Source organism: Mesorhizobium sp. M1403, from assembly GCF_040317695.1.
Taxonomy (GTDB): Bacteria; Pseudomonadota; Alphaproteobacteria; order Rhizobiales; family Rhizobiaceae; genus Mesorhizobium.
On sequence record NZ_JAMYKY010000001.1, the window covers coordinates 653,184 to 677,102 of the forward strand.

19 protein-coding genes are annotated in these 23,919 nt (G+C 63.1%); 8 read left to right on the top strand and 11 right to left on the bottom strand.

Annotated features, from left to right (window positions below; all coding sequences use genetic code 11):
- Positions 1–96: 96 nt before the first annotated feature.
- Positions 97–1,425: a citrate synthase gene (gene gltA, locus NKH01_RS03305; RefSeq protein ID WP_023717718.1), complete on the bottom strand. Its 1,329-nt coding sequence runs from the start codon at positions 1,423–1,425 to the stop codon at positions 97–99.
- 178 nt (positions 1,426–1,603) lie between these two features.
- Positions 1,604–3,025, bottom strand: coding sequence for a glutamate--tRNA ligase (gene gltX, locus NKH01_RS03310; RefSeq protein WP_353018908.1), 1,422 nt, complete (start codon positions 3,023–3,025; stop codon positions 1,604–1,606).
- A gap of 95 nt (positions 3,026–3,120) precedes the next feature.
- Here gltX and NKH01_RS03315 point away from each other — a divergent pair, with 95 nt between their 5' ends.
- Positions 3,121–5,586, top strand: coding sequence for a ComEC/Rec2 family competence protein (locus tag NKH01_RS03315; RefSeq protein ID WP_353018910.1), 2,466 nt, complete (start codon positions 3,121–3,123; stop codon positions 5,584–5,586).
- Here the strand turns inward: NKH01_RS03315 and lexA are convergent.
- Positions 5,580–6,311: a transcriptional repressor LexA gene (lexA, locus tag NKH01_RS03320; RefSeq protein ID WP_084642503.1), complete on the bottom strand. Its 732-nt coding sequence runs from the start codon at positions 6,309–6,311 to the stop codon at positions 5,580–5,582. The genes NKH01_RS03315 and lexA overlap by 7 nt on opposite strands.
- 471 nt (positions 6,312–6,782) lie before the next feature.
- Between lexA and kynU the strand changes: the two genes are divergently transcribed.
- Positions 6,783–8,030: a kynureninase gene (kynU, locus tag NKH01_RS03325; protein WP_353018912.1), complete on the top strand. Its 1,248-nt coding sequence runs from the start codon at positions 6,783–6,785 to the stop codon at positions 8,028–8,030.
- Between the two features lie 98 nt (positions 8,031–8,128).
- Positions 8,129–8,959, top strand: coding sequence for a hormone-sensitive lipase (locus NKH01_RS03330; RefSeq protein ID WP_353018914.1), 831 nt, complete (start codon positions 8,129–8,131; stop codon positions 8,957–8,959).
- 7 nt (positions 8,960–8,966) lie between these two features.
- Here the strand turns inward: NKH01_RS03330 and NKH01_RS03335 are convergent, their stop codons facing one another.
- From NKH01_RS03335 to NKH01_RS03355, 5 genes are read right to left on the bottom strand one after another with little or no spacing between them, the layout of a single operon-like run.
- On the bottom strand, positions 8,967–10,172 hold the full coding sequence (locus NKH01_RS03335; protein WP_352587164.1) for a molybdopterin molybdotransferase MoeA: 1,206 nt from the start codon (positions 10,170–10,172) through the stop codon (positions 8,967–8,969).
- Complete coding sequence (gene moaC / locus NKH01_RS03340; RefSeq protein ID WP_023717712.1) at positions 10,172–10,678, bottom strand: cyclic pyranopterin monophosphate synthase MoaC; 507 nt, start codon at positions 10,676–10,678, stop codon at positions 10,172–10,174. Before moaC ends, NKH01_RS03335 begins: the two co-directional genes overlap by 1 nt.
- Positions 10,679–10,680: 2 nt before the next feature.
- Positions 10,681–11,493, bottom strand: a complete 813-nt coding sequence (gene trpC / locus NKH01_RS03345; protein WP_352482658.1) for an indole-3-glycerol phosphate synthase TrpC — start codon at positions 11,491–11,493, stop codon at positions 10,681–10,683.
- 4 nt (positions 11,494–11,497) lie between these two features.
- Entirely contained in the window at positions 11,498–12,508 is a 1,011-nt protein-coding gene (trpD, locus tag NKH01_RS03350; protein ID WP_353018916.1) for an anthranilate phosphoribosyltransferase, read from the bottom strand.
- On the bottom strand, positions 12,505–14,397 hold the full coding sequence (locus NKH01_RS03355) for a SurA N-terminal domain-containing protein (protein ID WP_353018918.1): 1,893 nt from the start codon (positions 14,395–14,397) through the stop codon (positions 12,505–12,507). The genes trpD and NKH01_RS03355 overlap by 4 nt, the downstream gene beginning before the upstream one ends.
- Positions 14,398–14,539: 142 nt before the next feature.
- Here NKH01_RS03355 and tpiA point away from each other — a divergent pair, with 142 nt between their 5' ends.
- The 5 genes from tpiA (at position 14,540) to NKH01_RS03380 (ending at position 19,564) form a co-directional block, all read left to right on the top strand.
- Positions 14,540–15,307, top strand: coding sequence for a triose-phosphate isomerase (gene tpiA / locus NKH01_RS03360; protein WP_023717708.1), 768 nt, complete (start codon positions 14,540–14,542; stop codon positions 15,305–15,307).
- A gap of 163 nt (positions 15,308–15,470) precedes the next feature.
- On the top strand, positions 15,471–15,917 hold the full coding sequence (gene secG / locus NKH01_RS03365) for a preprotein translocase subunit SecG (protein ID WP_352494606.1): 447 nt from the start codon (positions 15,471–15,473) through the stop codon (positions 15,915–15,917).
- A 199-nt stretch (positions 15,918–16,116) separates the two neighbouring features.
- Complete coding sequence (locus NKH01_RS03370; RefSeq protein WP_352858353.1) at positions 16,117–17,238, top strand: L,D-transpeptidase; 1,122 nt, start codon at positions 16,117–16,119, stop codon at positions 17,236–17,238.
- Between the two features lie 146 nt (positions 17,239–17,384).
- Complete coding sequence (gene pyrG, locus NKH01_RS03375) at positions 17,385–19,013, top strand: CTP synthase (protein ID WP_353018921.1); 1,629 nt, start codon at positions 17,385–17,387, stop codon at positions 19,011–19,013.
- A gap of 11 nt (positions 19,014–19,024) precedes the next feature.
- Positions 19,025–19,564 (top strand): DUF1697 domain-containing protein, encoded by a 540-nt coding sequence (locus NKH01_RS03380; protein WP_023717705.1) that lies wholly within the window; start codon positions 19,025–19,027, stop codon positions 19,562–19,564.
- Positions 19,565–19,594: 30 nt separating this feature from the next.
- On the opposite strand, the gene NKH01_RS03385 is transcribed toward NKH01_RS03380, so the two are convergent.
- The 3 genes from NKH01_RS03385 to NKH01_RS03395 all read right to left on the bottom strand — a co-directional run bounded on the left by NKH01_RS03385 (position 19,595) and on the right by NKH01_RS03395 (position 23,801).
- Positions 19,595–21,052, bottom strand: a complete 1,458-nt coding sequence (locus NKH01_RS03385; RefSeq protein WP_352494608.1) for an NCS1 family nucleobase:cation symporter-1 — start codon at positions 21,050–21,052, stop codon at positions 19,595–19,597.
- A gap of 128 nt (positions 21,053–21,180) precedes the next feature.
- Positions 21,181–22,023: a trehalose-phosphatase gene (gene otsB / locus NKH01_RS03390; RefSeq protein WP_353018923.1), complete on the bottom strand. Its 843-nt coding sequence runs from the start codon at positions 22,021–22,023 to the stop codon at positions 21,181–21,183.
- Entirely contained in the window at positions 22,020–23,801 is a 1,782-nt protein-coding gene (locus tag NKH01_RS03395) for an alpha,alpha-trehalose-phosphate synthase (UDP-forming) (protein WP_353018925.1), read from the bottom strand. The genes otsB and NKH01_RS03395 overlap by 4 nt, the downstream gene beginning before the upstream one ends.
- Positions 23,802–23,919 lie beyond the last annotated feature (118 nt).

Below are 23,919 nucleotides of genomic sequence, written 5' to 3' on the forward strand. Positions count from 1 at the left end.
GTATTTGCTATGGACAGGGAGTTGCGCTCCGCTTCACCATTCACCATTCACCATTCACCATTCACCATTCACCATTCACCATTCACCATTCACCATTCACCGCTTCGCGATCGGCACGTAGTCCCGTTCCGGCGCGCCGGTATAGAGCTGGCGCGGGCGACCGATCTTCTGGTGCGGGTCCTCGATCATCTCCTTCCACTGCGCGATCCAGCCGACGGTGCGGGCGACCGCGAACAGCACGGTGAACATGGTGGTGGGGAAGCCCAGCGCCTTCAGCGTGATGCCGGAATAGAAATCGACGTTCGGATAGAGCTTCTTCTCGATGAAATAGGAATCGGTCAGCGCGATCTTTTCCAGCTCCATGGCGATGTCGAGCAGCGGATCGTCCTTGATGCCGAGCTCGCCCAGGACCTCATGCGCGGTCTTCTGCATGATCTTAGCGCGCGGGTCGTAGTTCTTGTAAACGCGGTGGCCAAAGCCCATCAATCGGAACGGATCGTTCTTATCCTTGGCGCGCGCAATGAATTCCGGGATGTGATCGACATGGCCGATCTCGCCCAGCATGTTCAGGGCTGCCTCATTGGCGCCGCCATGTGCAGGGCCCCACAGACACGCGATGCCGGCGGCGATACAGGCAAAAGGATTGGCGCCCGACGAGCCGGCCAGGCGGACGGTCGAGGTCGAGGCGTTCTGTTCGTGATCGGCGTGCAGGATAAAGATACGCTCCATCGCGCGCGCCAGCACCGGGTTGATCTTGTATTCCTCGCAAGGCACGGCGAAGCACATATGCAGGAAGTTGGCTGCGAAATTCAGCTCGTTCTTCGGATAAATGAACGGCTGGCCGATATGGTATTTATAGGCCATCGCCGCGATCGTCGGCATTTTGGCGATCAGCCGCATCGAGGCGACCATGCGCTGATAGGGGTCCGAGATGTCGGTGGAATCGTGATAGAAGGCCGACAGCGCGCCGACCACGCCACACATCACCGCCATCGGATGCGCATCGCGGCGGAAGCCGGTGAAGAAGCGCGACATCTGCTCATGCACCATGGTGTGGCGCGTCACCCGGTAGTCGAAATCGTCCTTCTGCGCCTTGGTCGGTAGTTCTCCGTAGAGCAAGAGATAGCAGACTTCGAGGAAGTCGCCGTGCTCGGCCAGCTGGTCGATCGGGTAGCCGCGGTGCAAGAGAATACCGGCATCGCCATCGATGAAGGTGATTTCCGATTCGCAGCTCGCCGTTGACGTAAAACCGGGATCGTAGGTAAATACGCCGGTGGTGCTGTAGAGCGAACCGATGTCGATGACATCAGGTCCTACCGAACCACTTCGTATCTTGAATTCATGGGTTTTGCCGTCGAGTTCCAGTTTTGCCGTCGACGCCTGGGTTTTGCCGCCAAATTCCATCTTTGTCGCAGGTTCGGTCATAGCAAACTCCTTTTTGTTTCCTCAGGCCGGCAACGGCAAAACATTGAACCCAACACGTCAAAAGCATCGGAATACGCACATTTGCGCCCGCAATTGAATCTGCGCGCCAGATTAGGCCAAGACCCAATGTTGCACTGCGAAACACACCTTTCAACGCCAATCTTCTTGGGCCAGTTTCCTAATCGATTTGATCGGCAATCCGCGCCAGGCTTTCCTCGCGGCCAAGCACGGCCAGCACATCGAAGACGCCGGGCGAGGTGCTTTTGCCGGTGAGCGCGGCGCGCAGAGGTTGGGCCACGGCGCCGAGTTTGTGGCCGCCGGCCTGCGCATAGTCGCGGATCGCGGCTTCCGCCGAGGCGGCAGACCAGTCCGAAATCGTGGCCAGTGCCGCATGAGCGCCCCGCAGGATCGCGCGCGCCTCACCGCTGAGCAGCGCCGCCGCCTTCTCGTCGACCGGCATCGGCCGCTCGACGAACAGGAATGCAGCCCCTTCAACAAGTTCGACCAGCGTCTTGGCGCGCTCCTTCAGGCCTGGCAAAGCGGCAAGCAATTGCGCCTTGCGTCTGTCGTCGAGGCTAGCTGCGATCGCCGGACCGCCGTCGAGATAGGGCAGAGTGGCGATGAAGATGTCGAGCAGCGCCGCGTCGTTCATGCGGCGCATGTGCACGCCGTTCAGCGCCTCGAGCTTGGCGAAGTCGAAACGGGCGGCGCCTTTGTTGACGTCGCCAATGTCGAACCATGCGATCATGTTGGCGATCGACATGATCTCATCGTCGCCGTGGCTCCAGCCAAGCCTCGCCAGATAATTGAGCAGCGCCTCCGGCAGGTAGCCCATGGCGCGATAGGCCTCGACGCCGAGCGCACCGTGCCGTTTCGACAGCTTGGCGCCGTCGGCACCGTGGATCAGCGGGATATGCGACATCGACGGCACCTCCCACCCCATGGCATGGTAGATCACCGTCTGGCGGGCGGCGTTGGTCAAATGGTCGTCGCCGCGGATGATGTGGGTGACGCCCATGTCGTGATCGTCGACGACGACGGCATGCATGTAGGTCGGGTTGCCGTCCGAGCGCAGAATAATGAAATCGTCGAGATCCTTGTTGGGAAAGCGCACGTCGCCCTGGACGCGGTCATGCACAACCGTCTCGCCGTCTGTCGGCGCCTTGATGCGGATCGCCCCCTTGGCGCCGGCCGGCGCCTCGGAGGGGTCGCGGTCGCGCCAGCGGCCGTCATAGCGGGGAGGCAGCCCCTTGGCTCGTGCGCTCTCGCGCATTGCCTCCAACTCGGCAGGCGTCGCGTAACAATAATAGGCCTTGCCCATGCGAACGAGTTCCTCGGCCACCTCGCGATGGCGCGGCGCACGCTCGAACTGCGACACCGGCTCACCGTCCCATGTCAGGCCAAGCCAGGAAAGCCCGTCGAGGATGGCCGCGGTTGCCGCATCGGCGGAACGCTCGCGGTCGGTGTCCTCGATGCGCAGCAGCATCGTGCCGGCTGTGTGCTTGGCATACAGCCAGTTGAACAGCGCCGTGCGCGCCCCGCCAATATGCAGATAGCCGGTGGGCGAGGGGGCAAAACGGGTGACGACCTTGTCGGGCATGGAACTCTCAGGCAGGCGAAGGAAGTGGGTTGCGGACTTTCGCGCGTTGCGCGTTCATGTAGCATAGGAGGTCGAGGGCGCAAGGGGCAGACCCGATGGCTGTGCGAGGCCGTGGTGCGGGCGAGGGCGAGGACGTTGGCAGCGGCGTCAGCGAACGCTTGCTGTTTGCCGCGCCCGTGCCTGTCCTGCCGGCACCGGCATTGCTGCCGGCTCCACGCTTTGATGCCCCGTCGCTGCCGGCGAGCGACCCAGCAACGGTTCTCGTGCCCGCGGCCGAGCCCATCGTGCGCCTACGCCGGCGTTTCCGCCTCCCGTCACCGTCCCGTATCCGCAACGGCGTAACCTCGGCGGCCGGTCTGGAGCTCGACCGTGGGGTCGCCTTCCTGCTGGTGCCGGTGTTCCTCGCATGCGGGGTGGTCGTATATTTTGCGCTGGCGGAGGAGCCGGCCTTTCCACAGCCGATCGCAATCGTCGCCTTGGCAGCCCTCTGTGCCGTCGCCTCGCGGTCGTGGCCCAGAACCCGCCTGTGCTTCATGGCGGCGTTGCTCTGCGCGCTTGGCGTGCTTGCCGCCAAGGTCGAGACCTGGCGTGTCGGAACGCATATGCTCGGTTCTGAAATCTCGACGCGCCTCACGGGTCGCGTCGTATCGTTCGAGCCCATGGCGAGCGGCCGCATCAGGCTGACGATCGATGTGATCTCAACCGCCAGGCCGACACTGCGCTACATGCCGGAACGGGTCCGCGTTTCGGCGATGAAAATACCGGCTGAGCTGACCGCCGGTTCCGAGATCGCCGGCTATGTGCGGCTGCTGCCACCGACCGGCCCGGTGCGACCCGACAGCTATGATTTCTCTTTCGACAGCTATTTTGCCGGTATCGGCGGCAGCGGCTTTTTTCTCGGCAATCCGAAAGTCGTGCCGTCGGGCAGCATGCCGCTTGCCGCACGGCTTTCTTCCGCGATCGAAGACGCGCGCGAATCCATCGCCGACCATATCCGCAGCCGCATCGGCGGCGCCGAGGGCGAGATTGCTGCTGCACTGATCGTCGGCGTGCGCGCCGGCATTCCCGACGAGGTCAACGAAGCGATGCGGCGTACCGGCATCTACCACATCATCTCCATCTCGGGGCTGCATATGGCGTTGGTCGCCGGCACCATCATGGCGCTGCTACGCGGCGCCTTTGCGCTGTTTCCCGATTTCTCATCGCGACGGCCGGTCAAGAAATATGCCGCGGCCGCCGCGCTTTTTTCGATTGCGGCCTACCTCGTCTTTTCCGGCATTGTGGTGGCGGCCGAACGCAGCTTCATCATGCTTGCGGTGATGCTTATCGCCGTGCTCTTCGACCGGGCCGCGCTCACCATGCGCAATCTGGCGATCTCGGCCATCGCGGTCATTCTGGTGTCGCCGCACGAGGTGGTCGGTCCGAGCTTCCAGATGTCCTTCGCCGCGACGGCGGCCCTTGTCGGCGCATATGCAGGCTGGTCCGATTACCGCGCCGGCAGGGCCACCACGCCGCCACCCCGGCGGTCGCCGCTACGCTTTGCCGCTCGAAAGGTCCTGCTGGGCATGGGCGGCCTGGCGATGACCTCGATCATTGCAGGGAGCGCCACGGCGCTTTTCGCCATATGGCATTTCCAGCGCGTGGCGCCGCTCAGCCTGTTCGCCAATCTGGCCATCATGCCGATCGTCTCACTGGTCGTCATGCCCTTCGCCGTCCTCAGTGCGCTGGCGATGCCGTTCGGCGCGGATGGGCCTTTCCTCTACGTGATGGGCAAGGGGCTGACGGCGATGATCGCCCTGTCCGGGTGGATCTCCGAGCGCTCGCCGATCGATGCGGTCGGGCTGATTTCGCTGAGATCTGTCCTTTTGGTGACGATCGCCCTCGTCATTGCCAGCATGGCGACGACCTGGTTGCGGCTCGTGGCACTTCCTTTTGCGCTCGCCGGCCTGCTAACGACAACGCAGACGCGCGTACCCGATGTATTGATCTCGGAGGACGCACGGCTCGTCGCGCTGCCGATCGGCAGCGGTGAACTCGCGGTCAACCGGGCACGCCCGAATGAGTTCACCATCGACAACTGGAAACGCGCGCTCACATCAGAGGCTATCGTCGCGCCGGAAACACCTGGAAAGAACGATCCGCAATTCGACATTGCCGATCCAGCCGCCCTACCGCCGGGCATGCCGTTCATTTGCACGGACGGTCTCTGCCTTGCCAGGCATCCATCCGGCGCGATCATCGCGCAAGCCAAGGACCGCGATACTGCACGGCCAGCCTGCGCCTTTGCCAGCTTGATCGTCATCGACGACGCCACCGCCCATAATCCCTGCTACTACGACCGGCTGGTCCTCGTCGTCACCAAACGGCAACTGGCGCGCGCGGGAAGTGCGGCCGTCTATTTCGATCCACAAGCGGCAACACGCGCCGAAATCCGCTTCGCCGTCGAAAAATCATACCGGCCCTGGCACGTGCAACGGAAGTTTTCACGCGCGACACGTGGCCTGCCGCCATACCGCAAGGCCAACAAGCCTAAAGCCAGCGCCAAGGGCGCTACTCAGTAGCGGCGGATCAACCCGACGAGCTTGCCTTGTACCTTGACCCTGTCTGGCCCGAAGATGCGCGTCTCGTAGGCCGGATTGGCCGCTTCCAGGGCGATCGAGGCGCCTTTGCGGCGGAACCGCTTCAGCGTCGCTTCCTCCTCGTCGACCAGTGCCACCACGATCTCACCAGGGCTCGCCGTATCGGCATTGCGGATGATCACCGTGTCGCCGTCGAAAATGCCAGCCTCGATCATCGAATCGCCTTTGACCTCGAGCGCATAATGCTCGCCGCCCATGATCATGTCCGGCGGCACCGAGATCGAATGCGTCTGGTGCTGGATGGCATCGATCGGCACACCAGCGGCGATGCGGCCCATCACCGGGATAGACACGGCGGCGACGACATCGTCGTCATTGCCGGCTGCAGGGACGCGCGACGATGTCGGCTTGCCTTGCCGAGGACCTTGCCCAAGACTGCCCTGGATGACACTCGGCGAGAACTTGCGTGCCGCATTGAGGCCGGGGGCGATCGAATCGGGCAGGCGCAGCACCTCCAGCGCACGGGCCCTGTTGGGCAAACGGCGAATGAAGCCGCGCTCCTCCAGCGCCGTAATCAGCCGGTGGATTCCCGATTTGGAAGCCAGGTCGAGCGCTTCCTTCATCTCGTCGAAGGAGGGCGGGATACCGCTTTCCTTCAGCCTTTCGTGGATGAACATAAGCAGTTCGTGTTGTTTGCGTGTCAGCATAGCGACCCCCAACAGAATCAGAAAAACAAACCCAGAACAAACACTATCTGTTCCAGTTGTGTTCCGCAACTGTTTAAAGTTTAATGAATGTGTTAGGGCTCGGGTAACGATACCACTCGCCAACCGGGACGCTGCATTTTCACCGCCGCGGGCCTCATCGCCTTGATTCTGCTTTCGTTTGCGGCCTCTGGGTTTCCAGAAGGCGGCACTGGTATCGGCCGTCAGCCGGCAAAGGGGCACGGAATTGAAGCCGTATCGACTGTGCGGTTTGGTCAATGCGCCGTGAACGAAACGAAGTCAAAACGCCAACCTTGGGTTGGCTTGGCTCCTGGTTTCCACCGCGTGGTCAGGCAACTTGTCGCCGGTGGAGCCTTGCTGCGCGATACCAGGTAATGGAGAACCGCTCGTGACCGATGGATGCCGTCGATGCGTGTCCGGCGTTGCGGTGAATCTTGGGGGAGCAGACAAATCATGACAGGAATTCGCGATCTCGTAGCCATAAGGGCGATGGATGCTGCAGATCCGCTGCGCGCGATGCGCGACCGCTTTGTGCTGCCGCAAGGAGTGATCTATCTCGACGGCAATTCGCTAGGGGCCGCTTCGCGTGCAGCTTTCGATGAATTGAGCAAGGCAGCGACCGAAGAATGGGCGCATGATCTCATCCGCGCCTGGAACACGGCCGGCTGGTTCAACATGCCGCTCGAACTCGGCGACCAGCTCGGGCGCCTGATCGGTGCCGCGGCCGGCCAGACGGTGGTCTGCGACACGACATCGGTCAACATCTACAAGCTGCTGCACGCCGCCATGGCCATGCGGCCGGAGCGGCAGGTCATCGTCGCCGAGGGCGACAGTTTTCCGACAGATCTCTACATGGCTGAGGGTGTGGTTTCGACGCGAAAAGATACGCTGCTTCGCCTCTCGGGGGTCGACGCGCCGAGCATCGAAGAGCTGATCGACGAAGGCACCGCCGTGGTGCTGGTCAACCACGTCAACTACAGGTCGGGCGAACTGCGCGACATGCCGGCGCTGACGCGCAGGGCCCAGGAAGCCGGGGCGATGATCGTCTGGGATCTCTGCCACACCGCCGGTGCGATGCCAGTCGAGCTCGACAAGGCAAACGCCGATTTTGCCGTTGGCTGCACCTACAAATATCTGAATGGCGGACCGGGCGCGCCTGCCTTCATCTATGCGGCTGAGCGGCATCTTGCCGACATCCAGCAGCCGCTCACCGGCTGGTGGGGCCATGCACGGCCCTTCGCCTTCGAGCCAGGCTATGCGGCCGGCACCGGCATCCGCCGGTTTCTGTGCGGCACCCAGCCGGTCCTGTCGATGCGCACGCTGAAGGGCGCGCTCGACATCTGGAACGATGTCGACATGACGGCGGTGCGCAAGAAGAGCATCGCGCTGGCCGATCTGTTCATCGAGCTTGTCGAGGCAAAGTGCGGCACTTACGGGCTAACGCTCGAAAGCACGCGCGACGGGGAAAAACGCGGCAGCCAGATTTCATTCATGCACGAGCATGGCTACCAGATCATGCGCGCGCTGATCGAACGTGGCGTGATCGGCGATTTTCGCGCGCCATCGACCATGCGCTTCGGCTTCACCCCGCTCTATGTCGGCTATGCCGATGTCTGGCAGGCCGTCGAAGTGCTTGTGGACATCCTGCGCACCGGTGCGTGGAAGGATGCGCGCTTCGCCATCAAGGCGGCTGTCACTTGAGATTGATGCGAGAGCTGGCATCGTGAGGCTGGCGACGACGCGCCGCGCGATGCTCACGGCTACGCGGCAAGGCCATATTGCCAAGGGGAGGGCGCAGGGTGTTCGAACGTCACATTGCCGATTGGGACAACGCCTATGCCAATGGCGCCAACATAGCCGGCAGCGATCGCTGGCCGGCGGCCTGGGTCGAGCCCGCGGGGGTTTTTCGCGACGTGCTTTCGACCGAGGGCAGGGCGCGGCTCGACATCGCCTATGGCGAAAACCCACGCAACCGGCTCGATCTTTTCCTGCCGGCCACCAAGCCCAAGGGGCTCGTGGTGTTCGTCCATGGCGGCTACTGGATGGCATTCGACAAGAGTTTCTGGTCGCATCTTGCCGCTGGCGCTGTTGATCGCGGCTATGCTGTGGCGATGCCGTCCTACACGCTCTGTCCGCAGATACGCATTGGCGGCATCGTCAAGGAAGTCGGCGCGGCGATCGGCAAGGCGGCGGCGATGGTCGCAGGGCCGCTGATGTTGACCGGACACTCGGCCGGCGGCCATCTTGTTAGCCAGATGATAACGGCGACGACGCCGCTGGCGCCCGAAGTGGTCCGGCGCGTCCGTCATGTGGTGTCGATTTCGGGTGTGCACGATTTGCGACCGATCATGCGCACCGGCATGAACGAGACGCTGGCGATCGATGAGGCGGAGGCGCAGATCGAAAGCCCGGTGCTGCTGCGCCCGATGGACAAGGCCCGCCTGACCTGCTGGGCCGGCGGCAGCGAGCGCGCCGAATTCCTGCGCCAGAGCGCGTTGCTGGCCAATATCTGGATCGGCCTGGGTGCCGCGACCAGCTCGGTAGTCGAGCCTGACCGGCATCATTTCAACATCATCGACGGTTTGGCCGATCCAGACCATCCGCTGACCCGGACCTTGATCTCGGAGTGAGGCAGGTTCAGCGTAGCATCAGCACGTCGCAGGCGGCGCCCGCCGCCGCGGCGGGCGTGAACGGCGCACGGACGATCAGCCCGTTGGCATCGGCCAGCATTTTCAGCATCGAGGAGTCCTGGATGCCGAACGGCGTCGCCACGAGCGTACCGGCGTCGTCTGTGACAACAGCCCGCACATAATCTTGCCTGAGATCGTTGGCCGGCATGGCAGCGCCGAGCCGTGCCTCACGCATATCCTGCTGAAAGGCGCGGCCGCCGAGCCGCGCCAGCAGCGGCTTCAGGAAGAGCTGGGTGCAGACCAGGCTCGCCACCGGATTGCCGGGCAAGCCGATGCAGCGAATGTCGCCCAGCCGCCCGAACATCAGCGGCTTGCCCGGCCGCATGGCGATCTTCCAGAAATCGAGAGTCATGCCTTGCCCGGTCAGCACGTCATGGACGAAATCGTGGTCACCGACCGAGGCACCGCCCAGCGTGACGATGACGTTCGCGCCAGCCTTCACGGCCTTTTCCACCAGCGCAGCGATCGCCTCCCTGCGGTCCGGCGCGATGCCAAGGTCGAGCACTCGCGCACCGACCGACTGTGCGGCGGCGGCGACACCATAGGCGTTGGAGGAGATGATCTGGTCGGGGCCAAGCTCGCTGCCCGGCGGCAGCAATTCGTCGCCGGTGGCGATGATGGCGACCAACGGCCTTTTGACCACGCCGACCTCGGGGTGGTTGGCCGATGCCGCCAGCGACAAGGCCGCCGGGTCGAGCAGGCGGCCTTTGTGCAGCAGGACGTCGCCTTTGGCGAAATCGAGCCCGAGGCGGCGGATGTTTCGCCCCTGCACCGTCGGCTCCGTCACTTCGACGACACCGCGGCCGAGATCGCGGACGTTCTCCTGGATGACGATGGTGTCGGCGCCTTCGGGAAGCGGCGCGCCGGTGAAGATACGGACGGCCTGCCCCTGCTGCACCGTCCCGGCAAAGCCGCTTCCGGCCGGCGCCATGCCGACCACCGAAAGCTTTGCTGGTAAGGACGCGATATCAGCCGCCCGCACGGCATAGCCGTCCATGGCGGAGGCGTTGAACGGCGGCTGGGTGCGGAGCGCCACAACCGGCTCCGCCAGCACGCGGTCGGCGGCATCCAGCAGCGCGACGCGTTCGCCCTGCAGTGCAGCTGCGCCGTCCAACAGGCGCTCGAGCGCCTCAGCAACTGGGACCAGCGCCATCAGCGGCCTGCCTCGGTGACCCCATCTTCGGTGATCTTGTAGTCGCCGGATTTGCCGCCGGTCTTTTCAACCAGCCTGATGCCGGAGATGACCATGGCGCGGTCGACCGCCTTGGCCATGTCGTAGATGGTCAGGCAAGCGACCGAGACGGCGCTCAGGGCCTCCATCTCAACGCCGGTTTTGCCGGTGACGCGGGTCAATGCTGTGACCTTCAGGCCGGGCAAAGCTGCGTCCGGCTCGATATCGACAGATATCCTGGTCAGCAGCAGTGGATGGCAGAGCGGGATCAGTTCATGCGTCTTCTTGGCCGCCATGATGCCGGCGATACGCGCGGTACCGAGCACGTCGCCCTTCTTGGCATCGCCGGCGAGGATCATGTCCAGCGTCTCGGGCCGCATCGACACGAAGCCCTCCGCGACTGCCGTGCGCACCGTCTCAGCCTTGTCGCCGACATCGACCATGTTGGCTTCGCCGCGCGCGCCAAGATGGGTGAGGGCGGCCGCCATCCTCAGATCGCCTCTGCCGGCGCCTTGCCCGTCAAAAGCAGGCGCGTTGCAGCGGCCACGTCCTGTTGACGCATCAGGCTCTCACCGACCAGAAAAGTGGCGATGCCGCTCCGCTCCAGCCGGCGGCAATCGTCATGCGAAAAGATACCGCTCTCGCTGACCAGAAGGCGGTCGGCGGGCACCATCGCGACCAGCCGTTCCGAGGTCTCGAGGCTGGTTTCGAAGGTCCGGAGATTGCGGTTGTTGATACCGATCAGCCGCGACGACAGCTGCAGCGCGCGTTCCATCTCAGCCTCGTCATGCACTTCGACCAGCGCGTCCATGCCGAGCCCGAAAGCTGTCGCTTCGAGTTCTCTTGCCAACGCGTCGTCGACGCTGGCCATGATGATCAGTATGGCATCGGCGCCCCATGCCCTGGCCTCGTAGACCTGATAGGGATCGAACAGGAAATCCTTGCGCAAGGCAGGCAACTCGACGGCAGCGCGCGCATCGCTGAGGAACGCGGGCGCCCCCTGGAAAGAGGGTGCGTCGGTCAGCACCGAAAGACAGGCGGCACCGCCTTCCGCATAGGCCCTGGCCAGCGCCGGCGGATCGAAATCGGCGCGGATCAGGCCTTTGGATGGGCTAGCCTTCTTGATTTCGGCAATCAGCGCGAACCTGCCGGATTGGCGCTTTGCTTCAAGGGCGGAAAGAAAGCCGCGCGGCGCTTCGGCGTCCGTTGCCCGTGCCTTGATCTCGGCAAACGGCACTTGCGCCTTGGCCGCCGCGATCTCGTCGCGCTTGTAAGCCTCGATCTTGCGCAGGATGTCGGACATAGTTCTAACCGTTCGAAATCTCGACCAGCCTGTCGAGCACTTTCAGCGCGCGGCCGCTGTCGATGGCCTGCGCCGCCGTCACCATGCCGTCGGCAAGTGTCGTCGCCTTGCCGGCCACCACCAGCCCGGCGCCGGCATTCATCAGCACCGTGTCGCGAAAGGCGCCGGCGGCGCCGCCCAGCATGTCGCGCAGTGCCTGGGCATTGTGGGCGGCGTCGCCGCCGCGCAACTCGTCCTTGGTGTGACGCTTCAGCCCGACCGCTTCCGGGGTCAGCACAAAGCTGCGGATCTCGCCGCCGGCCAATTCGGCGACCTGCGTCTCGCCGGTGGTGGTGATCTCGTCATAACCGTCGCCATGGACGACCCAGGCATGGTCGGCACCAAGTTCCTTCAAGGTTTCTGCCACCGGCATGATCCATTCGGGCAGGAACACGCCGACCATCTGCCGTCTGACACTGGCCGGATTGGAAAGCGGACCCAGCAGGTTGAAGATGGTGCGGGTGCCGAGCTCGACCCGGGTCGGGCCGACATGCTTCATCGCCGGGTGGTGCGCCGGCGCGAACATGAAGCCAACTCCGGCCTCGTGGATGCAGCGGCCGATCGTCTCCGGAGGGATGTCGATCTTGACGCCCAACGCGATCAGAACATCGGCGGCGCCGGTCAGCGAGGACAGTCCGCGATTGCCGTGCTTGGCGACGGGCACGCCGCTGCCGGCGATGACGAAGGCGGATGCGGTCGAAATGTTGACGCTGTGCGAATTGTCGCCGCCGGTGCCGACAATGTCGATGGCGCCCTCGGGGGCTTCGACGCGCAGCATCTTGGCGCGCATGGTGGCGACGGCGCCGGTGATCTCGCTGACGGTCTCACCGCGCACCCGCAATGCCATCAGGAAGCCGCCGATCTGGCCGGGGGTGGCGTCACCGGACATGATGATGTCGAAGGCCTCGCGCGCCTCCTCGAAGGAAAGAGCGCTACCGGCGGCGACCTTGGCGATGTGGATCTTCAGCGCGCTCATCTGGCCAGGGCTTGGGTTACGGCCGTCTGATCGATGCGGACGTCATATTGCGTCTGCAACTGCGCCACCAACTGGTCGAGCAGGTCGTCGGACATACCGGAGGTGAAGGATTTCTGCGCGTCCTGGGGTACTGAGTTGGCGTCGGCCCCGGCGGGCTCGAATACCTCGGCAACCTTGAACAGGATTTGTCCGTCGCCCGTGGGCGAGGGGATTAGCCCGGTGCCGCCTTCGCCGACGCCGAACATCGCGGCGGCCCCTTCCTTGCCGAAATCGACGTCGTCAGCATCGCGCTTGACACCGCGCTTGGTCTGCTTTTCGAGCTTGAGCTCACCGGCGATCACCTCGAGCGTGGCGCCGGCCTTGAGACGCTTCTCGAGCTCTTGTGCCTTTGCGGTAAGCCGTTTGGTGGTCTCCGCCGCGGTCCAGTCGGCCACGACCTTCTGGCGGACTTCGTCCAGCGTGCGGCCGCGGGCCGGCGTGATCGCGCTTACGTCGTAGAAGACGAAGCCGTTATCGGCGGTGGTGAGGCCTTCATTGTCGGTTCCGGGTTCGGATTCGAACACCGCCTTGATGAGCGCCGGCGATTCCGGCAGGTCTTTGACGATGCTTTCATCCGGCCTTCGGCCGGTGCGGTCGATGGCGTCGATGGTAACGACCTTCAGCTTCAATTTGGCAGCTGCCTCAGCGAGCGAACTGCCGGAGGCGCGCGTATCCTCGTAATTGTCGTGCACGTCCAGCAAGATGCGGCTTGCCTCGCCCAGTGCCAGATCCTTGCGGATCTGCTCGGACACTTCGGCCAGCGGCTTCACCACTTCGGGCTTGACCTCGGTGACGCGCAGCAGAACGGGGCCAAAGGCGCCCTGTACGACCGGGCTGACTTCATTGGCGTTGAGCTTGAAGGCAGCATCGGCAACCGCCTTGTCAGCGATCTTGTCCTTGGCCAGCGTGCCGAGCAGGGTGTCGGCCGGCGTCTTGCCTTCGGCGGCGACGATCTTGTCGAAGGTCGCGCCGGTCCTGAGCGAATCGAGCGCCGCCTTGGCAGCATCAGGCGTCTTGAACACAAGCTGCTCGATGGTGCGCATCTCGGGCGTGGTGTAGCGCGCCTTGTTCTTGTTGTAGTCGTCGCTGACCTGTTGATCGGTCACTGCGCTCAAATCCATGATGTCTTCCGGTTCGAGCCTGACATAGGAGAACTTACGGTATTCGGGCGCGGCGTAGGTTTTCTTGTTCTCCCCGAAATAGGCCGAAAGCACGCTGTCGGACGGCGCTTCTATCGGTTCGACCAGCGATTTCGGCAAGGTCAGGTAGTCGATTGTGCGATCTTCGCCGCGATAGAGCGCGACCGCCTTGAAGAATGTATCCGGGGCTTTGAGGCCATCCGAAACCGCCTCGACGATCTGCTGGCGGACCGCCACCTGGGCGCGGTTTTTCAGATAGTCCTCCGGCCGCATGCCGATCTGCCGGAGCAGGTACTCGAAGGTTCGCCTGTCGAAGGTTCCGCCAGGCCCTTTGAACGCCGGGTCTTCGCGGGTCAGTTCGGCCAGCCGGTCCTTGGACAGGCCAAGGCCGAGCTTGCGGGCCTGCTCGTCGAGGACGGCGCCCGAGACGAGTTGCGCCAGCACCTGGTTGTCGATGCCGAGCGCCGTCGCCTGCTCACGGCTGATGCGCTGGCCGAATTGCTGCGACATTACGCTGAGCTGGCGATCGTAGGCGAGGCGGTATTCGTTGATCGAGACCTTGGTGCCTCCGGCCGTAATCACGGCGTCATGGCCGGCAAGACCGCCCATCAGCCGCCCCGAGATGCCCCAGACGGCGAAGCTCAACACCAACAATGACAGCAGCAGTTTCGCGACCCAGGTCCCCGCCGCGCTTCTCAACATACCAAGCATGAGTACTTCCGATTTTTGCGCATTTCGCATGCGCCGAGTCTGAAACAAGCGCAATAGCGCCCTTCCTGCTCACTGTCGATTGCTTTGTGGCCTGATTTTGATAGTGAGAGCCAGCTGGAAATTGCCCGGAGAAACAAATCCCATGACGCCTGGAATCCGCCCGCTCGTCGCCGGCAACTGGAAAATGAACGGGACCAGCGCCTCGCTCAACGAGCTCAGGATGATCGGCAACGGCTTCATGAGCGGGCTCGACGCCGAGACCGAAGCGGTGGTCTGCGTGCCGGCGACCTTGCTTGCGCACGCCGCCGAGATTCTGTCGCGCACGCCGGTCCGGGCCGGTGGTGAGGATTGCCACACCGAGGAAAGCGGCGCCTATACCGGCTGTATTTCGGCGGAGATGCTGAAGGATGCAGGCGCCAGCCATGTCATCGTCGGCCATTCCGAATGCCGTGCTGATCGCAAGGAGAACGATGCCATAGTGCAGGCCAAGGCCTCCGCCGCATGGCGCGCCGGGCTGGTGGCTATCATCTGCATTGGTGAGACAAGAGCCGAACGCGAAGCAGGAGCCACGCTTGACGTGCTGTCGCGCCAGGTTGCGGGCTCGGTGCCGCCAAACGCCACGGCGTCCAACAGCGTCATTGCCTATGAGCCGGTATGGGCGATCGGCACCGGCTTGACCCCGACCGCCGCCGACGTCGCCGAGGCGCATGCGCATATCCGTGAAGAACTGGCGCGGAAGCTTGGCAATACGGCGGCCAAGATGCGCATCCTCTACGGCGGCTCGGTCAAGCCGTCCAACGCCGTCGAGTTGCTCGGCGTCAGGAATGTCGACGGCGCGCTGGTCGGCGGCGCCAGCCTGAAGGCAGCGGACTTCCTCGGCATCGCGGAAGCCTATCGAAACATCGCTTGATACCGGGACTGCTTGCTGGATTTGAGCGGACGGCCGGCGCCGGAATCGTTGCAAAGCACGCATTGCTTCCCATATTCCGGCCACGGGCTTGGAAATGCCGTCAAAGCATTGTATTGAGCCGCCTCCAAATCAGCGGCCGCGCAAGGCCTTGCCAGGATAAATTATGGAAACCGTACTGATCGTCGTCCACCTCATGGTCGTGCTCGCGCTTGTCGGCGTGGTGCTGCTGCAGCGCTCCGAAGGCGGCGGTCTCGGCATCGGCGGCGGATCGGGCTTCATGACCGCGCGTGGCGCCGCCAATGCGCTGACGCGGGCGACAGCGATCCTGGCCGCGGCTTTCTTCGTCACTTCGCTGACACTGTCGATCGTCGCGCGCTATGGCGAGAAGCCGATCGACATTCTCGATCGCGTCCCGGCGACCTCGGACGGGGCAGGCAAGGGCGTACTCAACCAATTGCCCGGCACCACGACGCCGCCTTCAGGCAACACGGCGCCGACCCCGCCGTCCGGCAATGGCGCGGCAACGACGCCTCCGGCAACAGCTCCGGCGACGCCGCCAGCGACAAACGGCGCCACCGCGCCGGCCACGCCGCAAGTCCCCAACCAGTAATCGGGCATCTGATGCCGCGATCTGTTGTCGTTTGAACACAGTCGCGGCAAATGCCGCACGATCACGAAGATTCGACCGCGCCCTACGCTTGAGGCGCTTCCGGCTAATCGATTATACATTGCACGCGGCATTTTCGGCGTCCTTGGGGGGCGCCGGGCGACGCCGTGGGCAACAAGCATTGAACGATCGGATCTTCCCCATGCAGCTTCGCAGCTTCATTTTTGCCGGCCTTTGTGCCGTGCTCAGCCTAGGTGCGCCCGCTTATGCGGCTATGCCGACAGCAAATTCGGCTCATAAAGCCGCGACAACAACTGACGTCGTCAACGTCGCTGCCAAAAGCGATGCGGCGCAATTGAAGCTTCTCAAGAAGAAGAAAGATCCGACGCCGGACGACCTTGCGCAGATCCGCAAGATCGAAGCCAAGATCGCAGCCGACAAGGAAGCCGCTCGCGCCAAGGCACTCGAAGCCAGGAAGCTGGCGATGCGCGAGGCGGCGAAAGCCAAGGCCGATGCGGAACGGCAGGCATTCCTTGCCAAGAAGAGCCAGCCGGTCGCGGCGGTCAAGGTGGCTGATGCCAAGCCGGCCAAGAAGAAGACCGTCAACATCATCGAACCGATCGCACCCATTGCGCCGATCCAGTCGGCCGAGCCGATCCCGGCCGAGGCCATGAACGTTGCACTGACCGGCAACAATGGCGAGTTGCGCAGTGAACCGGTCGGGCAGAAGCCGCAGAGCGTCGGGCTGTTCGCGGGACTGTTCGGCGGCACATCCTCTTCGTCGATGTCGCTGCTTCCTGAGACGCGCGCGCTCGACGCCGCGCTCGAAAGGAAGCAGGCCAAGCGCCAGTTCAAGGTCAAGCCGGAATTCGTGCCGCAGGAGGTCGAATTCACCGGCTACAACCCCGGCACCATCGTCATCGATACCAGCGCCCGCCGTCTCTACCTCGTCGAATCATCGTCAACCGCCCGCCGTTATGCCATTGCGGTCGGCCGCGAAGGCCTGCAGTTCAAGGGGACGGTTGCCGTCGGCGACAAGCAGGAATGGCCGCGCTGGATTCCGACGCTGGATATGCAAAAGCGTGAACCCAAGCATTATGGGCAGTACAAGGACGGTATGCCCGGCGGCGGCGACAACCCGCTCGGTGCGCGCGCCATCTATCTTTACGACGGCAAGAAGGACACCCATCTGCGCATCCACGGCACCATTGCGCCGCAGTCGATCGGAACCAGCGCCTCCAATGGCTGCTTCCGCATGATCAACGAGCACGTCATGGACCTCTACCGCCGGGTGAAAGTAGGCACCAAGGTAGTCATCATCTGACGCTTTACAGATCGTGCCAAAAGGGCCGGCCTCGCCGGCCCTTTTGTTTTGATACGTCCATGACCAGAGCGCCTTCTTGGGAAAAAGCCTTCGCGGCGGTTTTTTCTCTGGCGGAATCAATTCGGCCGCGTTAAGCGATGACTCCCATGGCGCGATATGTATTCATCACAGGCGGCGTGGTTTCCTCACTTGGAAAAGGCATTGCTGCAGCGGCCCTTGGGGCTCTCTTGCAGGCGCGAGGCTATCGCGCACGCATCAAAAAGCTCGATCCCTATCTCAATGTCGATCCCGGCACGATGTCGCCCTACCAGCACGGCGAAGTCTTCGTGACCGATGATGGGGCCGAGACCGATCTCGATCTTGGCCACTATGAACGCTTCACCGGCCGCTCGGCCAACCAGCAGGACAACATCACCACCGGCCGCATCTACAAGAACATCATCGAGCGTGAGCGGCGCGGCGACTATCTCGGCGCCACCGTGCAGGTCATTCCGCACGTCACCGACGAGATCAAGAACTTCGTCCTCAACGGCAATGACGACTACGATTTCGTTCTGTGCGAGATCGGTGGCACCGTCGGCGACATCGAGGCGATGCCGTTCCTGGAGGCGATCCGCCAGCTCGGTAACGACCTGCCGCGCAACAACGCCGTCTACGTCCACCTGACCTTGATGCCTTACATTCCGACGGCGGGCGAACTGAAGACCAAGCCGACACAGCATTCGGTCAAGGAGTTGCGCGGCATCGGCATTGCGCCTGATATCCTGCTGGTCCGCGCCGACCGGCCGATCCCCAAGGAAGAGCGCAGAAAACTGTCGCTGTTCTGCAACGTGCGAGAAAGCGCCGTCATCCAGGCGCTCGACGTGCCGCATATCTACGACGTGCCGATGGCCTATCACAATGAAGGGCTGGATTCGGAAGTGCTGGCCGCCTTCGGCATCGATCCGGCGCCGAAGCCGCGCATGGAACGATGGCAAGCGGTGTCCAACCGCATCCACAATCCGGAAGGCGAGGTGACTATCGCCGTCGTCGGCAAATATACCGGCCTCAAGGATGCCTACAAATCGCTGATCGAGGCGCTGTCGCATGGCGGCCTCGCCAACCGGGTCAAGGTCAAGCTCGACTGGATCGAAAGCGAGATATTCGAGAAGGAAGACCCGGCGCCGTGGCTGGAAAAGGTCCATGGCATTCTCGTCCCCGGCGGTTTTGGCGAGCGCGGCTCGGAGGGCAAGATCCTGGCGGCGAAGTTCGCGCGCGAGCGCAAGGTGCCGTATTTCGGCATCTGCTTCGGCATGCAGATGGCCTGCATCGAGGCGGCTCGTTCGCTGGCCGGCGTCGAGCACGCATCATCGACCGAGTTCGGTCCAACCGAGGAGCCGGTCGTCGGCTTGATGACCGAATGGCTGAAGGGCAACATGCTGGAAAAGCGCAGGGAAACCGGCGACCTCGGCGGCACCATGCGGCTCGGTGCCTACCAGGCCGACCTCGCCAAGGGATCGAAGATCGCTGAGATCTATGGCGATACGCAGATTTCCGAACGCCATCGCCACCGCTATGAGGTCAATGTCGACTACAAGGAGCGGCTCGAGGATTGCGGCCTGGTGTTTGCCGGCATGTCGCCGGATGGCGTGCTGCCGGAAACGGTCGAATATCCCGACCATCCCTGGTTCGTCGGCGTGCAGTATCATCCCGAGTTGAAAAGCCGGCCGCTCGATCCGCACCCGCTGTTTGCCAGCTTCATCGAGGCGGCGGTAGAGCAGTCGCGGCTGGTCTAGACTAGCCGCCGATGCGAACTTACGTCGCGCTGCTCTACAGCATCATCCTGGGCGAGGGGCGGCGGGTCGTCATGTCCGATCTCAAGGCGATGGCCGAAGGCCTGGGCCTGAACAACCCGCGCACACTGGTGGCGACCGGCAATCTGGTCTTCGAGGCGCAGGAGACAGAACTCGCGGCGTTGGAGCAGCGGCTGGAGGCGGCGTTCGCAAAGACTTTTGGCCGCCATGTCGACATCATCGTGCGCCGCGCCGACGGCTGGCTGAGGCTGGCGGCCGGCAATCCGTTCCCAGCCGAATCGGCTAAAGCCGCGGACCAGGTGGCGGTGCGCGTGATGCGGGCGCCTGTTTCCCCCGATGCGGTCTCTGCGCTGCAGGCCTATATCGGCAGGAATGAAAAGCTGCAGGCGGTCGGCGGCGACATCTGGATCGTCTTTTCGCGCGAGACGCCGAGTTCGCGGCTGCTTGCGGCGGTGAGCCACAAACGCCTCGGCATCGGCACGTCGCGCAACTGGAACACCGTGCGCCGCCTGGCCGAGATGGTCGCAGAATGAACGGGGCGGCTTGCGCCGCCCCGAATCCGTTTAGGCCTTGGCCATCTTGGCCCAGGCGCCGAGTGCCATCGTACGCAGCACGTAATAGATGACGCCGGCAATTGCCACGCCGAAAAACCAGCCATAGACACCCCACCAGGACGGCAGCAGGCTGGTGAAGTTGGGCAGGATCGACGAGAAGACCGCGCCAATACCGGCGGCGATGAAGGCATTGACATGCCAGCCGCCCTGGAAGCGGAATTCGCCATTCTCCCTGTAGAGCGCCTCGACATCGACCTCGCCCTTCCGGATCAGGTAGTAGTCGACCATCATCACGCCGAAGATCGGCCCCATCGTCGCGCCAATGATGTTGACGAAGGAGGCGGCACTGCCTTCCCAGGGCGCGAAGGGATAGAGCACCAGCGCGATCAGCGCCGCGATGTAGCCGCCCTTCTTGAAGTCGATCTGACGTGGAAAGACGTTGGAGAAGTCGAAGGCCGGCGACACGAAGTTTGCCACCACATTGATGCCAAGCGTCGCTACGGCAAAGGTCAGGGCCGCGAGCGCCGCCAGGAACCAGCTGTCGAATTTCGCCGAGATCTGGTCAGGATGCAGCAGCACCTCGCCATAGACGTCGAAGGCGGCGATCGTGGTGACGCCGGCGACCAGCGAGAACAGGATGAGATTGACCGGCAGGCCCCAGATGTTGCCCTTGCGCAGCGATGCCTTGTCCGGCGCATAACGGGCGAAATCGCAGAAGTTGAGGTAGAGCGCTGAGAAATAGGTCACCCAGATCGCCGCCACAGCAAACAGCGAGGTCCAGGAGCCCGGCGTGCCCGGCACGCCCGCGTCCTTGGTCTTTTCCAGCAGCACATCCATCGGGATGTCGCTGGTGAAGGCGAAGGTGCCTGCCTTGATGCAAAGATAGATCGCCAGGATCAGCATCATCACCCACACCGCCGGTCCGGCCCAATCCTGGAAGCGGCGCACCGTTTCCATGCCCCTCTGGATGATCAGGAGCTGCAGCGCCCAGATGACGGCGAAGCAGATCACCTCGAGCCCGGAGTGGCCGAGGAAATGTGTGCTCTGGTTGAAGTCGGCGAACCATTGCGAGCGGATCAGCAGGGCTACGATCGCGCCGGAGGCCGCCGCCGTCTGCGCGCCGTACCAGAAGCAGGCGACGATGGCACGCACCAGCGCCGGTATGTTGGCGCCCCAGATGCCGAAGGAGGCGCGCGCCAGGACCGGGTAGGGCACCCCGGTCTTCACGCCGGCATAGCCGACCATGTTCATCAACGCATAGATGATCAGCGAACCGATACCGATAGCGATGATGAAGTTGACGAAGCCGCCGCAGAACAGGAACAGGCTGGCAGCGAGATAGTAGCCCCACAGGCTGTGGACGTCCGACGTCCAGACGTTGAAGATCGAGAACGGTCCCCAGTTTCGAACCTTCGCCGGAGCGAGATCCTCATTGTACAGGTCCGGTGATGCGCCTTGTATGGTCATAGAGATGTCCTCCCCTTGTTACCGCACGCGCCTCCACGCGTGGCACGCAGGTTAAGCCTGACGCAGGGGAACCGGCAAGCAGACGATTTGCCGGCTTTGGACTTAAAGATATTCAATGAGAAACGCGCTTATCGACCGGACGCTGCCGTGGCTGCGATATTGAGCTTCGCCCTTGATTCGGTCTCTGCCTTGTTGTCGGCCGGTCGAGCACCGGAGACCGGCGAGACTTCGAAATTGGCCCCGAGCCAGGCTATTGCGCCGGTCACGCCATCGAGGACATAGGTTGCGGCCGTCGGTCCGTTCGGCTTCACGCGGATCGAGATGCCGCCAATTTCGTTGATGGCCTCGAAACCGTGTTCGTCCGATGTGTCGTCTCCGAGGAATATCGGCCGCCGGCCGACAAAGGGCGGAATGTCCATGAAACGCCGGATGGCAGCACCTTTGACGGCTTCCAGAGGCATGAGCTCGACGCCGGCGTTTCCGGGAAGTACCCGATAACCCTTCGGAAGCCGGGCCAATGCCTGTTCGATCAACTGGATTGCCGGCGCAAGCAGTTGCGGCGCTGCTCTTGTATGGACGGCAAGGACCGGACCCTTGCGCTCGACATAGACCTTGCCGCTGCCCAGTTCGGCCTCGATCTCGTCGGCAAGGGCGGCGATGTCGGCAGGCGCGTCGGCGGCATCGATCGGACCGGTCGGCGTCAGCCGGTGCTCCAGCCCATACAGTCCGGCGATCCTCAGCTTCAGCGGATGGAACAGCTTGTCCACGGCGGGGATCGAGCGGCCGGTGATGAAGGCGACCGCACCATCCAGCCGCCGTTCGATGCGTCCAAGCAGACTACGCAATTCCTCGCCGACCGACACCGCGTCTGGATGGGCAGCGTGTTCCAGCAGTGTTCCGTCGATGTCGAGGAAGAGCGCCCATTGCCCTTCCGGCAGGTCCGGCGCCGGCGGTTGTTCAAAGCTTTTCACGACGCTGCCCTCCGTGCCCGTTCGAACATCGAGATGACATTGTTGGTGTTCGATGGCGGCCGCTCGCCAGTTCCGGTCACCCGGTCGAGATCGCCGCGTTTGCGCAGGCGCGCGGCATCCAGCAGCATGCTGCCGGCCCAGCGGTAGACATTGTTGTCTCGGACCATCTCGCGCATCGGCCGCAAACGCTCGCGCTGCTCTTCCGACGTCATCGTCAGCGCCTGCAACAGCGCCTCGCTCATCATGGCCGCGTCGTACGGGTTGACGATCAGTGCTTCCAGCAATTCGCGCGAGGCGCCGGCGAAGGTGCTGAGCAAAAGCACGCCCTGTTCGTCGTCGCGCGCCGCGACGAATTCCTTGGCGACAAGGTTCATGCCGTCATGCAGGCTGGTGACCATGCAGATGTCGGCGGCGCGATAGACCTCGTAGACCTGCTCCTGCCGATGATGTTCGGCGACCATCAGGATAGGGCTGTATGTCTCGCTGCCATAGCGCCGATTGAGCTCCTCGGCACAGCGGCGGCATTCGTCATGGAGTTGCTGGTAGGCCGGCAATGTCCCCCGGCTCGGCGCCGCGATCTGCAGGAAAACCACCTTGCCTATCCATTCGGGATATCTGGTGAACAGTTCGTCCAAGGCATGGAAGCGATCGAGAATGCCTTTCGTGTAGTCGAGGCGCTCGACGCCAACGCATAGTTTGGTCTCCGCAGACAGACCGAATCTGTCACGGACGCGGGCGCGGCACTCCTCGACAGACGGCAAACTTGCCAGCAATTGGGCCGGCCATTCTATGGAAATGGGATAGGCGTGGACCAACGTGGTCTGTCCGCCATAGGAGATCGCCGCGTCGGCCCGTTCTATGCGGCTCTCCAGAAAGCGGTCGACACTTTCGGTGAAGTTGTTGGCATGGAACTGGGTATGAAAGCCGATGATCGAACTGCCGAGCAATCCCTCCAGGATCCGCTCACGCCAAGGACAGATACTGAACACTTCCGAATTGGGCCACGGGATGTGCCAGAAGGTGATGATGATGGCGTCCGGCAGGCGCTGACGGATCATGCGCGGCAACAGCGCGAAGTGGTAGTCCTGCACCAGCACGATCGGCCGCTCGTTGCGTGCTTCGGCAACCACCGTATCGGCGAACTTGCGGTTGACGGCCTCGTAGGCGTCCCAGTCCGAGGCGCGAAAGATCGGGCGGGTGAAGGCGATATGGCAAAGCGGCCATAGGCCCTCATTGGCGAAGCCCAGATAATAGCCCTGATATTCCTCCTCCGTCAGCCAGACCCTGCGCAGCGTGTAGGACGGATTGCCTGGCGGCACCTGCACCCGGTCGTCCTTGTCGACCGTGAGACGGTCTGCCGTTCCGCCGCCATAGGCGATCCAGGTTCCGGCACAGGCGCGAGTGATGGGCTCGAGTGCCGAAACCAGCCCGCTGGCCGGCACCAGAAGTTGGACCCCGTCATCCTTGATGTTGTGGATGTAAGGTTCGCGGTTGGACACGACGATGACCTGTGCGTCCGGCAGGTCGTCGGCCAGGATCTTACGCAATGTGTCGGGCGACCATGTGACCAGCGCCGCGTCGGCCGACTGGCCGTTCTTTTCGAACTCGCGCAGCACCTTGCGTGCCGCTTCCGATGCGACATCCTCGCTCGGCGTGTATGCGGCCGCCGTTGCGCGGCCGCGGCGCTGGCGGGATATCGATAGGAGAATGGCAAAAGCGGAAAAGCCAAAACTTGCAATCAGCAAAACCCAGAGCAGGTCTACAGTATAATCTGACATGGAATGTGATCTCGCCTCCGGCCGCCGATAGCCGTTTTTATTGGTTTTTCTGGTTCGCTGCCGTGCGAAAACAACAGCGTTCCCACGCCGCCCATTTTTGCAACGCACAAAGAGGCTA

Bases quoted from the DNA above. Each gene is read 5' to 3' on its own strand.
- NKH01_RS03335 (WP_352587164.1), bottom strand. From the start codon at position 10,172: ATGGCGCTGGTCCCAGTTGCTGAGGCGCTCGAGCGCCTGTTGGACGGC.
- tpiA (WP_023717708.1), top strand. From the start codon at position 14,540: ATGACGCCTGGAATCCGCCCGCTCGTCGCCGGCAACTGGAAAATGAAC.
- moaC (WP_023717712.1), bottom strand. From the start codon at position 10,678: ATGGCGGCCGCCCTCACCCATCTTGGCGCGCGCGGCGAAGCCAACATG.
- gltA (WP_023717718.1), bottom strand. From the start codon at position 1,425: ATGACCGAACCTGCGACAAAGATGGAATTTGGCGGCAAAACCCAGGCG.
- trpD (WP_353018916.1), bottom strand. From the start codon at position 12,508: ATGAGCGCGCTGAAGATCCACATCGCCAAGGTCGCCGCCGGTAGCGCT.
- pyrG (WP_353018921.1), top strand. From the start codon at position 17,385: ATGGCGCGATATGTATTCATCACAGGCGGCGTGGTTTCCTCACTTGGA.
- trpC (WP_352482658.1), bottom strand. From the start codon at position 11,493: ATGTCCGACATCCTGCGCAAGATCGAGGCTTACAAGCGCGACGAGATC.
- NKH01_RS03395 (WP_353018925.1), bottom strand. From the start codon at position 23,801: ATGTCAGATTATACTGTAGACCTGCTCTGGGTTTTGCTGATTGCAAGT.
- lexA (WP_084642503.1), bottom strand. From the start codon at position 6,311: ATGCTGACACGCAAACAACACGAACTGCTTATGTTCATCCACGAAAGG.
- NKH01_RS03370 (WP_352858353.1), top strand. From the start codon at position 16,117: ATGCAGCTTCGCAGCTTCATTTTTGCCGGCCTTTGTGCCGTGCTCAGC.
- NKH01_RS03385 (WP_352494608.1), bottom strand. From the start codon at position 21,052: ATGACCATACAAGGCGCATCACCGGACCTGTACAATGAGGATCTCGCT.
- NKH01_RS03315 (WP_353018910.1), top strand. From the start codon at position 3,121: ATGGCTGTGCGAGGCCGTGGTGCGGGCGAGGGCGAGGACGTTGGCAGC.
- NKH01_RS03380 (WP_023717705.1), top strand. From the start codon at position 19,025: ATGCGAACTTACGTCGCGCTGCTCTACAGCATCATCCTGGGCGAGGGG.
- NKH01_RS03355 (WP_353018918.1), bottom strand. From the start codon at position 14,397: ATGCTTGGTATGTTGAGAAGCGCGGCGGGGACCTGGGTCGCGAAACTG.
- gltX (WP_353018908.1), bottom strand. From the start codon at position 3,025: ATGCCCGACAAGGTCGTCACCCGTTTTGCCCCCTCGCCCACCGGCTAT.
- secG (WP_352494606.1), top strand. From the start codon at position 15,471: ATGGAAACCGTACTGATCGTCGTCCACCTCATGGTCGTGCTCGCGCTT.
- kynU (WP_353018912.1), top strand. From the start codon at position 6,783: ATGACAGGAATTCGCGATCTCGTAGCCATAAGGGCGATGGATGCTGCA.